This window comes from Ochrobactrum sp. BTU1, assembly GCA_018798825.1.
Lineage (GTDB): Bacteria > Pseudomonadota > Alphaproteobacteria > Rhizobiales > Rhizobiaceae > Brucella.
This window is the reverse complement of the sequence record CP076354.1, coordinates 808861-822389: the sequence shown is the minus strand read 5'-3', so window position 1 is coordinate 822389 and position 13529 is coordinate 808861. Positions and strand designations below refer to the sequence as shown.

Below are 13529 nucleotides of genomic sequence, written 5' to 3'. Positions count from 1 at the left end.
AACGCACTGCAATATCATGACAACGACATCATGCCTTCAGCGCCATCCGCGTGCCAATCACTATATGGATTTGCACACTCTAACGGGCGACTCTTATCGCCCATTTAGGCAGTTTCGGGGAATACCGCAACGATGTCCAGCGTGACGGTCGCTACTATCATCGGGGTTCACAGAAGAACCCGCATTACGCTTTCAGATTACGCTTACCCAGATAGCAAAGGTAGCAACGAACAGGCTGACGGAGACGAAAGACAAAACGTCGTAGACGAGATCGGTCATTGGGATAACTCCTCTTTGTTCACGTATGTTTAGTTTTTGTTCCATTTTTGTTCTAAAGTCAACACCCGTTCTGCTGCAGTCATGTATTTAAGGTTTATGAAAAATAAACATGCAATCGCCGGCAGCATGGCCACCGGCGTTCAATGATCAACAATATGAGATCTATGCGGAGAACAGCTGACGCAGAATGCTAAAGCATCCACGGTTTAAACTGAACCATTGGAAAAGCGCTCTATAGCTGCTTTTACAGCGGTTCCAGTTGAGAATGAACGTTGGAACCGCTGCAACTATTTGGCTTTATGTATTATCCGACGCATCGCAGCAGGAAAAGAAATCAGTCCGACGAACTGATTTCCATGCATAGGCGCTTCGCACTTTTGCTGGAAATACTTTTAAACGTCCCTTTGGACGTCAGACATCAACGACCTTGCCCTCTTTAAGGGTGACGCGACGATCCATACGACGAGCGAGCTCATGGTTATGGGTCGCGATCAGAGCTGCCAGTCCCGACTGCCGCACGAGCGCTTCAAGCGCCCCAAAGACGTAGGACGAAGTGGTCGGGTCAAGGTTGCCTGTCGGTTCATCCGCCAGCAGAACGAGCGGTGCGTTGGCTACCGCGCGCGCAATTGCGACACGTTGCTGCTCACCACCAGAAAGCTCGGCAGGACGATGCGACGCACGTTTGCCGATCTTCATATAGTCGAGCAGCTGTTGCGCACGCACCGTTGCAGCCTTCGGTGGAAGGCCGCGGATCATCTGTGGCATCATCACATTTTCCAAAGCAGAGAACTCCGGCAGCAGGTGATGAAACTGATAAACAAAGCCGACATCGTTGCGACGAACAGAAGTTCGCTCGTCTTCCGACAGCCCGCCACATGAACGGCCATCAAGAATGACGTCACCTGCATCCGGACGCTCAAGCAGGCCCGCCGTGTGCAGCAGGGTCGACTTGCCAGCGCCAGACGGCGCAACAAGTGCCACCATCTCTCCGCGACGCAGCGTAAAATTTGCGTCCTTAAGAATAACGAGTTCGCGATCAGCTTCCTTATAGGCACGGCTGACATTTTCCAGACGCAGAATGACTTCAGCCGCCATTATTCATACCTCAGGGCTTCGACCGGATCGAGCTTAGCAGCGCGCCATGCCGGCAAAATGGTGGCAATAAAAGAAAGGACCAAAGCCATTGCTATAACGGAGAATGTTTCACCAACATCCATCTTCGCGGGCAGCGTGCTCAGGAAATAAAGCTCCGGATTAAACAGGGTCGTGCCCGAAAGCCACGAGAAGAACTGTCGAATCCGTTCGACGTTAAGACATACGACGACACCGAGAACCACGCCTGCAAGCGTACCCGTCACGCCAATCGCAGCGCCCGTCATCAGGAATATCCGCATGACCGCGCCACGCGTTGCCCCCATGGTTCGAAGGATAGCGATGTCGCGCCCTTTATCCTTCACCAGCATGATAAGGCCGGAAATGATATTGAGTGCGGCCACAAGCACGATCAGCGTCAGGATCATGAACATGACGTTACGCTCAACCTGCAAGGCAGAGAAGAACGTCTGGTTGCGCTGACGCCAATCGACCATGGAGATTTGACGCGCTGCAACTTCCTCAACGGGTGCTCGCATGGCATCTACTTTATCAGGATTATCGACAAAGATTTCCAGCGACTGCACTTTGCCTTCCTGATTGAAGAAAAGCTGCGCTTCCGATAGCGGCATCATGACGATGGACGCATCATATTCCGACATACCGATCTCAAAAATCGCGACAATCGGGTAGGCTTTGACGCGCGGGTTGACGCCAAATGGCGTCACATCGCCATCGGGTGAGATAACGCGCAGCGTATCGCCAATAGAAAGGCCAAGGTTTTCAGCCATACGTGTGCCAATGGCCACGCCGCCGCCCTGATCAAAGCCCTGCAAAGTGCCTTGCTTGATATTGTCAGAAACGAGCTTGAGCTTGGCAAGATCTTCCTCACGAAGACCACGAACCAGAGCACCAGTGCCGGCGCCGATATTGCCCTGCACCAAAGCCTGTCCTTCGACGACAGGAATAGCAAATTTCACACCGGAAATGCCATCAATGCGGGTAATCAGGCTGGCATAATCATCAAGTGGCCGATCTATCGGCTGCATGATGAGATGTCCGTTGATGCCCAGAATTCTATTCAGAAGCTCAGCGCGGAAACCATTCATCACCGCCATAACGATGATGAGTGTAGCGACGCCGAGCATGATACCGGTGAACGAGAAACCGGCAATCACCGAAATAAACGTTTCGCGGCGGCGCGCTCGCAGATAGCGCCATGCGATCATCCGCTCAAAGGCTGAGAATGGGCCAGAAGAAGGTGCCTTATCAGACGCCTTCTGCTTACCATCAGATTTTGCTGCCGCCGCACTGCTCATGTTTAAGCCGTCAAAAGGTTGATTGCTGCTTCGACGGTGAGATTCTGACGCTCACCGGTCTTACGGTCCTTGACCTCGACTTCGCCAGCCGCAACGCCACGCGGACCGACGATAACCTGATGAGGCAAGCCGATCAGATCCATTGTCGCAAACTTGGAACCCGGACGGTTATCCGTGTCGTCGAGAAGCGGATCGATCCCAGCATTGGTGAATGCTTCATAGAGCTTTTCGCTCACGCCATCGCAGCCTTCATCGCCCGGCTTCATGTTGACAATGCCAACACCGAAAGGCGCAATCGCCTTTGGCCAGATGATGCCTGCTTCGTCGTGGGACGCTTCAATAGCAGCCGCCACCAGACGCGAAGGACCGATACCGTAAGAGCCCATCGAAACAAGGTGTTCCTTGCCATCTGGGCCCTGCACTTTTGCGCCCATTGGCTCGGAATACTTGGTGCCAAAATGGAAGATATGGCCGACTTCGATGCCACGCGCGGAAACCTGATCATCGGCTTTCACCGCTGACCATTCCGCTTCATCATGCATTTCGTCAGTTGCTGCGTAAGGCGTCGTCCAGCGAGTGACGATATCCGTCAGCTGTTCGTCATTTCGGAAATCCGTATCTGCGCCCGGAACGGCGAGATCGAGATAGGCTTTATCGCAATAAACCTGGCTTTCGCCGGTTTCAGCCAGAATGATGAATTCGTGGCTGAGATCACCACCGATCGGGCCGGTATCGGCACGCATCGGAATTGCCTGCAGACCGACGCGAGCAAAGGTGCGCAGATAAGAGACGAACATGCGGTAGTAAGCCATCTTCGCGCCCTCATAATCGAGGTCGAACGAATAGGCGTCTTTCATGAGGAACTCACGCGAGCGCATCACACCGAAACGCGGACGCACTTCGTCGCGGAATTTCCACTGAATGTGATAAAGGTTCAGCGGCAGATCCTTATAGGAACGCACGTAGGAACGGAAAATATCCGTAACCATTTCTTCATTCGTCGGTCCGAAGAGCATTTCACGCTCCTGACGGTCCTGAATGCGCAGCATTTCTTTGCCGTATGCATCATAACGACCGCTTTCACGCCAAAGGTCGGCGGACTGGATCGTCGGCATAAGAATTTCATTCGCGCCAGCACGGTTCTGCTCTTCACGAATGATGTTGCAAACCTTGTTGAGCACTTTCAGACCAAGCGGGAGCCATGAATAAATGCCTGCCGACTGCTGACGGATCATACCCGCGCGCAGCATCAACCTATGAGAGACAATTTCTGCCTCTTTTGGGTTTTCCTTCAGAATGGGCAAAAAATACTGCGACAGACGCATCGTGACCACCGATCAAGAGAGAGATTGCCTGAGTATCAACTGAGTGCGTGTAGAATCAGGCAAAAATTAAGCAAACTTGCCGGTTTCATAACGGGTTATGCCGCTGTTGAAAACCCGCCCGCCGCTGCTTTGCTGATATGGGTTTTTGCCATCCACAAACATCACCTAAACATGAAAGTAGATCGCAAGAAACTATACACAGCGAGATTTATATTCAATTTCAATACATTAATTAAACTGCACATCCTTCTGGGAAAAATTACGAACGAAATATGACATTGTGAAAGATTTTTGGTGACAAAAGCTGTGCAGTCCGCTATTTTTTTCATCAATAAGCCTAACAACGGAATTAACCGTTGGTTCACGCGGTCAAAGTCTTGGGAGGATGGATCCAGGCGCGATTACTCGCTGCCGCCAGTAAAATGGAAACGGGTCGAACGCGTATTCGACTAGCAAGGCGAAAGCCTTGCTTTTTTTTTGGCTTTACTTAACTCGCAATAAAAAAGCCAACTCCCGCAGAATTAACCCATTGATAGTATTATTATTTCTCTGACTGCAAAACGCAGCGTAGGGTGCTCTTTTTTATTGGCTTGAACACCATGTTATCGACAGCCGATTTTCATCATAGAGCGAGTTTCTAGAAGCGCTAATTTTCTATCGATTCAAACAGTTATAAAGAATTGATGAGTTTTAGATTCATAGCCTCTAGGCAGCAACAGCCGCGAAAATGCCTAGCGTGAACCAAATGCCTAAAAAATAGGCATTTGGTTTTTTCATTTTACAATTTTTTGGAAATAGAGTGTCCGCTTTTACTTCAGATCGGGAAAGAAGTGCGGAATATCATCAAGCCCAAAACCCTGGACCTGCGTCATGTAACAATAGAGACAGAAGATAGCGGTCGCGACAAAGGTCGTACGCAGAAAGGCGAGACCGATGCGTGGCTTTGCAGGAGCACTGGCAACGGTGCCCAATGTGACCTCTTTTTCTTCGGCCTGTGTGCGCAAGCCAACGGGTAGAAGGGCAAACAACGTTATCCACCAGAAGATAAAATACATTGCGACGCCGGAAACGATGGTCATTTCATGCCTCCTCAAGCTCGATCAGTGTCCCATTGAAGTCCTTGGGATGCAAAAATAGTACGGGCTTTCCGTGAGCACCGATCTTTGGCTCACCGTTACCGAGAATGCGTGCGCCTTCCTCTTTAAGATGGTCACGAGCGGCGATAATATCTGCAACTTCATAGCAAAGATGATGCATACCGCCGGAAGGGTTCTTTTCCAAGAAGCTTGCGATGGGCGATCCCTCGCCCAAAGGTTCAAGCAACTCGATCTTGGTATTGCCGACGTCGATGAAAACCACAGTTACACCATGTTCAGGCAAAGCCTGTGGCGCTGTAACTTTCGCACCCAGCTGCGCGCTATAGAGCGCAGACGCGGTCTTTATATCCGGAACCGCGATTGCGACATGGTTCAGGCGTTCAAGCATCAGTGTCCTCCTCCCGAAAACTGAAGCCTACTTTATCCGGTTGATAAACACCGTCACTACCGGCTTTTTGCCCCATGCCTCATTTGTCGCAGCGCGAACAGCGCGGCGAACAGATTCACGAACGACTTCCAGATCCTTGCGGCGGGCGCGCGGAATGCTGTCGATAGCTTCAATTGCGGCATCGAGCAGAATATCTTCCATCAGATCGCCCTGCGCATCTTCTTCCGGCAGACCGAAAGCCACGAGATCAGGCTCATCCATGATCTTGAAATCGCGATCCAGCAGCACGGAAACAGCGACATGGCCGACATAGGCAAGCTTACGACGCTCAACCATACCGATTTCGTCTTCGTCACCAATCAGCTTGCCGTCCTTGTATATACGACCAATCGGGGCTTCATCGATGATTTCGGCCTTGCCGGGAGCAAGGCGCAGCATATCGCCGTCGCGCACCTGCGCAATCTCTTCGATACCTTCCATTGCACCAAGCGAACCCTGAGCAACCAGATGCGCGGCTTCTCCATGAACCGGCACAAGAATCTTTGGGCGCACCCATGAATACATGCGCTTCAGCTCAGCTCTTCGCGGATGGCCTGAAACATGCACAAGCGCATCATCATCGCTGATCAGCTTGATACCCTGATCGATAAGCTTGTTCTTGATGTCGAGAATGGCCTTTTCGTTGCCCGGAATTGGACGCGACGAAAAAATAACGGTATCGCCAGCCGAAAGCGCAATGCTGCGCATTTCATCGCGTGCCAGTTTTGCGAGCGCGGCACGCGGCTCGCCCTGACTACCTGTGAGGATCATCACGACGTTTTCACGCGGGATATAGCCATAATCGTCTTCGCTGAGGAACTCAGGCAGGCCTTCCATATAGCCAAGCTCGGTCGCCACAGCGATTGTGCGTTTCATGGAACGACCAACCACCAGCACCTGACGACCCGCATCGCGTGCGGCTTCGGTGATCGAGCGAATACGTCCAACATTCGACGAGAAAGTCGTAATGGCAACGCGTCCACGCGCGTTTTCAATGAGTTCGCGCAGGCTTTCGCCGACTTGACGCTCGGATGGAGATTCCCCTTCTCGCATCGCATTGGTAGAGTCGCAGACAAGCGCCAGAACACCCTGATCACCGAGCGCACGGAAACGTGCTTCATCAATCAGCGGCCCCATTGAAGGGTCCGGATCCATCTTCCAGTCGCCGGTATGAACGACCGTTCCAAGCGGCGTGGTGATTGCCAACGAAACGGGTTCAGGGATCGAGTGCGTGACAGCAATCGCTTCCAACTTGAACGGGCCGATTTCAAAGCTTTCACCAGCCTTGAAAATATTCATCGGAATTTCCGGTGCACCGAATTCAGACTGGCGCTTGGCTTCAAGCAGGCCCGCGGTGAATGGCGTTGCATAGACGGGCGCCTTCAGGCGCGGCCACAGATCAAGCAATGCGCCGTAGTGGTCTTCGTGCGCATGCGTGATGACGATGCCGCGCAGATTGTGCTTTTCAGCTTCAAGAAAACGAATGTCAGGGAGAATAAGGTCCGCGCCCGGATGTTCCGGTCCGGCAAAGCTTACGCCCATGTCGACCACGATCCATTCACGATTGTCTTCAGGACCAAAGCCATACATGGCGAGGTTCATGCCGATTTCGCCGACACCGCCGAGCGGCAGGAAGACAAATTGCGTCGATGGTGAGCGGGGCATAATGCCTCCCTGTTCTAACTTCGTTTTAGAGTGCCTTCTTAGCAAATTGATTCAGCTTAACACTCTAACTTTTTGATATAATGCGCATCCTGTTCCGGAAGAGAAAACAATTCTTCACCGAAGATGCTCTGATTATGCCTCTGTTGAACCGACTGCCGATAGTTTGCAAGCCCGGAACGGCGCCAACTGAGGCCTATTGTGCACATATATTGCTTCAGGAAACGGCTTTAACAGATGCTGCCGTTCCAAAATAGACATCGCCAGCGGTCACAGGCACGCGTGTTCCATCGTCCTCACGGATGACCAACCGACACTCCGAATCGATAGTTTCAAAAACGCCTTCAACAATCCGGCCATTGAGCTGCATAGCAACAGGCTGGCCGAGACCATGCGCGCGCTTGAGCCAAAGTTCGCGAATATTGTTCAATCCCCGCCCTTGATCCCAGATGCGGTAATATTGGCACCATGCATCGGAAAGTGCCAGAAACAGCGTAGCGGCATCCGTATTGCCGCCCAATCCGTTGATCGAGGTTGCGGCGTAAGGCAAGCCCTCAGGCGCTGCAACGACATTCGTGCCCATGCCAATCGCTATTCCGAAACGTCCATCCGAGAGCATGGTTGATTCAAGCAGAATTCCGGAAAGCTTTGCGCCATCAACCAGCACATCATTCGGCCATTTGAGCGCGACATTGACGCGGGCAGCTACAGCTTCTGGCAAAACGGCGTCAACAGCATCAGCCAAAGCGAGACCTGCGACAAAACCGAGTGTGGCGGCAGTTTTGGGATCAAAACGATCAACGAGAAGCAGAGTTGCGGCAAGATTACCTTCGGGCGCGGTCCACGTACGGCCACGACGCCCTCGTCCGCTCTCCTGTTTGGGAGAAACAAACCAGTGGCGCCCTGCATCCCCGGCATTAGCCTGTGCAAGCGCCTCTGCATTGGTAGAACCAACGACCGGAAAAAACTCCAGTCGGTATTCGTCTGCTAAAGCCGCAGGTGCCAGCGTGAAACCCATGCCATCACCTGCGGCCTTATTCATTGTCATGCTCAGAAGAACGTCTTCGCTGCAGTTTCAGCCAAGCCACCGAGCCAGCCACCGATCAGTCCATAGAACAGAACGAAAGCACCCGAAACCAGCAGTACGAGACGCAGCTCAATTGCTGCTGGAACGAAAGTCGTTGTTGGCTCATCGAACCACATGATCTTGATCATGCGCAGGTAGTAGAATGCACCAACAACCGAAGCGACGATACCGATGATTGCCAGCGGATAAAGACCAACTTCAACAGCTGCGACGAAGGTGTACCACTTACCGAAGAAGCCAGCGAGCGGCGGAATACCAGCAAGCGAGAACAGCATCATGGTCATGATGGTCGCCATCACCGGATTGGTACGCGAAAGACCCGCAAGATCTTCGATCTGCTCAACATTGCCGTCCTTGGTCCGCATGGACAGGATGAAGGCAAAGCTACCCAGCGTCATGACGAGATAGATCGCCATGTAAAGCGCAACGCCCTTAACACCGACAACCGTACCGGCAGCCAGACCAACGAGAGCATAGCCCATGTGGCTGATCGACGAGTAGGCCATCAGGCGCTTGATGTTGCGCTGACCGATAGCGGCGAAAGCACCCAGCACCATCGAAGCAATCGCGACGAAAGTGATAACCTGCTGCCAGTCGTGGGTCACAGGAGCAAATGCGCCTTCAACAACACGAACGATCAGAGCCATTGCTGCCATCTTTGGAGCGGCTGCAAAGAATGCGGTTACAGGCGTTGGCGAACCTTCATAAACGTCCGGCGTCCACATATGGAATGGAACAGCGGAAATCTTGAAGCAGAGACCAGCCAGAATGAACACCAGACCGAAGACCAGTCCAAGCTGACGCTCGCCGCCGCTGATAGCGGTTGCGATTTCGGCAAAGCCGATATGGCCGGTGTAACCGTAAACAAGGCTGATACCGTAGAGCAGCATACCCGAAGAAAGCGCACCCAGTACGAAGTACTTGAGGCCAGCTTCGGTGGAGCGAACACTGTCACGATTGAAGGCTGCAAGCACATAGAGTGCAAGCGACTGCAGTTCGAGACCCATATAAAGCGTCAGCATGTTCGATGCCGACACCATGATGAGCATGCCGAGCGTCGAAAGCACGATCAGCACTGGGAATTCGAACTTGTCGAACTTTTCTTCACGCGCAAAGCCAACGGACATAACGAGCGTCACGATGGAGCCGATCAGTGTCAGCGCCTTCATGAAACGTGCGAAGCCATCGCTTACAAAGCCACCGCCGAAAGCAGTGCCGTTGTGCGGGAAGATCACGACAAGAGCCAGTGCTGCAATCAAAACAGCGACTGCAAGTCCATTGACGAGGGTTGAGGCGCGCTCTCCGGAGAACACGCCGATCATGAGCAATGCCAGTCCGCTCAGCGCGAGGAGAACCTCGGGAGCTGCGAGAGACAGGGAAGCAATCAGGTCGGTTTGCATCAAGCCTACGCCTTTACTTACTGCGCCAGCGTAGCGCTAGCGGCATTTGCCAGCGCTGCGTCGTAATTAGTAACCAGTGCATGCACGGCGCTTGCGGTCGCATCAAAGACCGGAACCGGATACACACCGAAGAAGATAGTGAGGATCACAAGCGGATACAGGATCAGCTTTTCACGCGGGCTGAGGTCGAGAAGGCCCTTGAGGCTTTCCTTGGTCAGCGCACCAAACACCACGTTGCGATAGAGCCACAGCGCATAGGCTGCCGACAGGATCACACCCGATGTCGCGAACAGGGCAACCCACGTATTGACGCGGAAGACACCGAACAGCGTGAGGAATTCACCCACAAAGCCCGAAGTACCCGGAAGACCCACATTCGCCATCGTCAGGATGAGGAATGCAACCGCATATTTCGGCATGTTGTTGACGAGACCGCCAAAGGCCGAAATCTCACGGGTATGCATACGGTCATAGATGACACCCACGCAAAGGAAGAGCGCGCCCGAAACAATACCATGCGAGAGCATCTGGAAGATCGCACCCTGCACGCCCTGCTCGTTGGCTGCGAAGATACCCATGGTCACATAGCCCATGTGCGCAACCGACGAGTAAGCAATCAACTTCTTGATATCTTCCTGCACCAAAGCCACGAGCGAGGTGTAGACGATAGCAATTGCAGACAATGCAAAGACGAATGGTGCAAAATCGGCAGATGCAAGCGGGAACATCGGCAGCGAGAAGCGCAGGAAGCCGTAGCCACCGAGCTTCAGAAGAATACCAGCCAGAATGACCGAGCCTGCCGTCGGCGCTTCAACGTGCGCATCGGGCAACCAGGTATGAACCGGCCACATTGGCATCTTGACCGCGAAGGATGCGAAGAACGCCAGCCACAGCCACGTCTGCATACCTGCCGGGAAGTCGTATTTCAGCAGTTCGACGATATTGAGCGTACCGGCCTGCCAGTACATTGCCATGATTGCGATCAGCATCAGCACGGAGCCGAGCAGCGTGTAGAGGAAGAACTTGAAGCTTGCATAAACGCGGCGCTTACCACCCCAAACACCGATGATGATGAACATCGGGATAAGGCTTGCTTCAAAGAACACGTAGAACAGGAACAGGTCGAGAGCGCAGAACACGCCGATCATAAGCGTTTCCAGAATAAGGAAAGCGATCATGTATTCCTTGACGCGCTTGTCGATAGCCAACCAGCTTGCCAAGATGCAGAACGGCATGAGGAAAGCGGAGAGCACGACAAACAGCATGGAAATGCCGTCAACGCCCATGTGGTAGGAAATGCCACCACCGAGCCAGTCGATCTGTTCGACCATCTGGAAGCCTGGATTTGAATTATCAAATCCGGCCCAGATAACCAGGGATAGAATGAAGACGAAAACCGTGGTCAGCAGCGCAACATTCTTGATGTTGCGACGCGAGGCTTCGCTGTCATCCTTGATGAGAAGGATCAACAAGGCGCCGACGAGCGGCAGGAATGTGACCGTAGAAAGAATTGGCCAATCGGTCATCAGAAAGAGCTCCCGAGCATCATCCAGGTGACGAGCGCGGCGACGCCGATAAGCATCGCGAATGCGTAGTGATAAAGGTAACCCGACTGCATCTTCACAACGCGACCCGTAACATCAAGAACGCGTGCGGCGACACCATTAGGACCGTATCCATCGATAATCTTGCCATCACCGACCTTCCAGAAGAAGCGGCCGAGGAAACGAGCAGGACGCACGAAGATAAAGTCATACAATTCGTCGAAGTACCACTTGTTGAGAAGGAACTGGTACAGACCACGATGACGTTCTGCGAGTGCCTTTGGAATGTGCGGCGCACGGATATAGAAAATCCAAGCCGTTACCAGACCGATCAGCATAGCGATGAACGGCGACAACTTAACCCACAGTGGAACATGGTGATAATGTTCCAGGATTTCGTTGCTTGGCAACGTGAAGAGCGCACCCTTCCAGAACTCGGCATATTCGTGACCGAAGAAGAATTCCTTGAATACGACACCTGCAAGCAGAGCGCCGACAGCGAGGATCAGCAACGGTACCAGCATCACCGGAGGCGATTCATGGACGTGATGCATGACTTCAGCGGAAGCGCGTGGCTTGCCATAGAAGGTCATGAAAATCAGACGCCATGAGTAGAAGCTGGTGAACATTGCCGCGATCACGAGGAGCGTGAAAGCGTAGCCCGATGCGAGGCTGTGCGATGCAAAGACCGACTCGATGATGGCATCCTTCGAGAAGAAGCCAGCGGTACCGATGATCGTGCCTGGTACACCCAGACCCGTAATCGCAACAGTACCAATCATCATCATCCAGTAGGTGATCGGGATCAGCTTACGCAGACCACCCATGCGACGCATGTCCTGTTCTTCAGACACGGCATGGATAACCGAGCCTGCGCAAAGGAACAGAAGAGCCTTGAAGAAAGCGTGCGTGAACAGGTGGAATACAGCAGCACCGTAAGCGCCAACACCCAGAGCCGCAAACATGTAACCAAGCTGCGAACAGGTCGAGTAAGCGATAACGCGCTTGATGTCGTTCTGAACCAGAGCAACGGTTGCAGCAAAGAAAGCTGTCGTTGCACCGATGATCGTCACGATCAGAAGAGCCGTGTGCGAGAGTTCGAAGATCGGCGACAGGCGCGCAACCATGAACACACCCGCGGTCACCATCGTTGCCGCGTGAATAAGCGCGGACACAGGCGTCGGGCCTTCCATCGCGTCAGGAAGCCAGGTGTGCAGCAGGAACTGCGCGGACTTACCCATGGCACCCATGAAGAGCAGAAGGCAGACAACCGTCAGAGCGGTTTCCTTGTGCAGCTCATAGCCGAGGAAGTTAAGAACAACCGAACCGGCATCGCTCGCACCTTCAGCTGGCAGATAGGTCGCTGCAGCTGAGAAGATCGTGTTGTAATCAACCGACTGGAACAGCGCGAACAGACCGAAGATGCCGAGCAGGAAGCCGAAGTCACCAACGCGGTTGACCACGAATGCCTTCATTGCAGCAGCATTTGCCGATGGCTTCTGGAACCAGAAACCGATCAGAAGGTAGGATGCGAGACCAACGCCTTCCCAGCCGAAGAACATCTGGATCAGATTGTCCGACGTTACCAGCATGAGCATGGCAAAGGTGAAGAGCGAAAGATAAGCAAAGAAGCGCGGACGATGTGGATCGTGGTGCATGTATCCGATCGAATAAATGTGCACCAGTGCCGACACCGAGTTGATCACGACGAGCATAACGCCAGTCAGCGTATCAACACGCAGAGCCCAATCAAACGACAGCGAACCGGACGTAACCCAGTGAAGAACAGGAATACGAATTGTTTCGGCATCGTGTCCGAGCGGGATCTTGAAGAACACGACCCATGACAGGATCGCGACGATCACCATCAGGCCGGAAGTGATGTATTCACTCGCTTTGGCTCCGATCTTGTTGCCGAACAGGCCAGCAACAAGAAAGCCGATAAGCGGAAGGAAGACGATCGCGTAGTAGAGCATTTGCCCGTCAACCTTTCATAACATTGACGTCTTCCACCGCGATGGAGCCGCGATTACGGAAGAAAACAACGAGGATTGCCAGACCGATAGCTGCTTCAGCAGCCGCAACAGTCAGAACGAAGAGCGCGAAAACCTGTCCGACCATATCGCCAAGCACAGAAGAAAACGCCACGAAATTGAGATTGACCGAGAGAAGGATCAATTCGACAGACATCAGGATAACGATGACGTTCTTACGGTTTAAGAAGATACCGAAAACGCCAAGGGTGAACAGGATGGCCGAAACGGTCAGATAATGAGAAATACCGATTTCCATATTCT

General features: G+C 52.9%; 11 protein-coding genes. All 11 read right to left on the bottom strand.

What is annotated here, in order from left to right; genetic code table 11:
* Positions 1-690: 690 nt before the first annotated feature.
* Positions 691-1374, bottom strand: a complete 684-nt coding sequence (locus KMS41_03955; protein QWK78404.1) for an ABC transporter ATP-binding protein — start codon at positions 1372-1374, stop codon at positions 691-693.
* On the bottom strand, positions 1374-2690 hold the full coding sequence (locus KMS41_03950; GenBank protein ID QWK78403.1) for a lipoprotein-releasing ABC transporter permease subunit: 1317 nt from the start codon (positions 2688-2690) through the stop codon (positions 1374-1376). The genes KMS41_03955 and KMS41_03950 overlap by 1 nt, the downstream gene beginning before the upstream one ends.
* A 2-nt stretch (positions 2691-2692) precedes the next feature.
* The gene (locus tag KMS41_03945; protein ID QWK78402.1) at positions 2693-4015 is read right to left on the bottom strand and encodes a proline--tRNA ligase; all 1323 of its coding nucleotides are present in this window, start codon (positions 4013-4015) and stop codon (positions 2693-2695) included.
* Positions 4016-4824: 809 nt separating this feature from the next.
* On the bottom strand, positions 4825-5094 hold the full coding sequence (locus tag KMS41_03940; protein QWK78401.1) for a DUF1467 family protein: 270 nt from the start codon (positions 5092-5094) through the stop codon (positions 4825-4827).
* Between the two features lies 1 nt (position 5095).
* Positions 5096-5500 carry a methylmalonyl-CoA epimerase gene (gene mce, locus KMS41_03935; protein ID QWK78400.1) on the bottom strand — a complete coding sequence of 135 codons (405 nt, stop codon included), beginning with the start codon at positions 5498-5500 and terminating at the stop codon, positions 5096-5098.
* 27 nt (positions 5501-5527) lie between these two features.
* Positions 5528-7204: a ribonuclease J gene (locus tag KMS41_03930; GenBank protein QWK78399.1), complete on the bottom strand. Its 1677-nt coding sequence runs from the start codon at positions 7202-7204 to the stop codon at positions 5528-5530.
* Between the two features lie 214 nt (positions 7205-7418).
* The gene (locus KMS41_03925) at positions 7419-8219 is read right to left on the bottom strand and encodes a biotin--[acetyl-CoA-carboxylase] ligase (protein QWK78763.1); all 801 of its coding nucleotides are present in this window, start codon (positions 8217-8219) and stop codon (positions 7419-7421) included.
* Between the two features lie 32 nt (positions 8220-8251).
* Positions 8252-9688, bottom strand: a complete 1437-nt coding sequence (gene nuoN, locus KMS41_03920) for an NADH-quinone oxidoreductase subunit NuoN (GenBank protein QWK78398.1) — start codon at positions 9686-9688, stop codon at positions 8252-8254.
* A 17-nt stretch (positions 9689-9705) separates the two neighbouring features.
* Positions 9706-11214, bottom strand: a complete 1509-nt coding sequence (locus KMS41_03915; protein QWK78397.1) for an NADH-quinone oxidoreductase subunit M — start codon at positions 11212-11214, stop codon at positions 9706-9708.
* Positions 11214-13208: an NADH-quinone oxidoreductase subunit L gene (nuoL, locus tag KMS41_03910; protein QWK78396.1), complete on the bottom strand. Its 1995-nt coding sequence runs from the start codon at positions 13206-13208 to the stop codon at positions 11214-11216. The genes KMS41_03915 and nuoL overlap by 1 nt, the downstream gene beginning before the upstream one ends.
* 7 nt (positions 13209-13215) lie before the next feature.
* Entirely contained in the window at positions 13216-13524 is a 309-nt protein-coding gene (gene nuoK / locus KMS41_03905) for an NADH-quinone oxidoreductase subunit NuoK (protein QWK78395.1), read from the bottom strand.
* Between the last annotated feature and the right edge of the window lie 5 nt (positions 13525-13529).

Bases quoted from the DNA above. Each gene is read 5' to 3' on its own strand.
- mce (QWK78400.1), bottom strand. From the start codon at position 5,500: ATGCTTGAACGCCTGAACCATGTCGCAATCGCGGTTCCGGATATAAAG.
- KMS41_03930 (QWK78399.1), bottom strand. From the start codon at position 7,204: ATGCCCCGCTCACCATCGACGCAATTTGTCTTCCTGCCGCTCGGCGGT.
- KMS41_03915 (QWK78397.1), bottom strand. From the start codon at position 11,214: ATGACCGATTGGCCAATTCTTTCTACGGTCACATTCCTGCCGCTCGTC.
- nuoL (QWK78396.1), bottom strand. From the start codon at position 13,208: ATGCTCTACTACGCGATCGTCTTCCTTCCGCTTATCGGCTTTCTTGTT.
- KMS41_03950 (QWK78403.1), bottom strand. From the start codon at position 2,690: ATGAGCAGTGCGGCGGCAGCAAAATCTGATGGTAAGCAGAAGGCGTCT.
- nuoK (QWK78395.1), bottom strand. From the start codon at position 13,524: ATGGAAATCGGTATTTCTCATTATCTGACCGTTTCGGCCATCCTGTTC.
- KMS41_03955 (QWK78404.1), bottom strand. From the start codon at position 1,374: ATGGCGGCTGAAGTCATTCTGCGTCTGGAAAATGTCAGCCGTGCCTAT.
- nuoN (QWK78398.1), bottom strand. From the start codon at position 9,688: ATGCAAACCGACCTGATTGCTTCCCTGTCTCTCGCAGCTCCCGAGGTT.
- KMS41_03940 (QWK78401.1), bottom strand. From the start codon at position 5,094: ATGACCATCGTTTCCGGCGTCGCAATGTATTTTATCTTCTGGTGGATA.
- KMS41_03925 (QWK78763.1), bottom strand. From the start codon at position 8,219: ATGGGTTTCACGCTGGCACCTGCGGCTTTAGCAGACGAATACCGACTG.
- KMS41_03945 (QWK78402.1), bottom strand. From the start codon at position 4,015: ATGCGTCTGTCGCAGTATTTTTTGCCCATTCTGAAGGAAAACCCAAAA.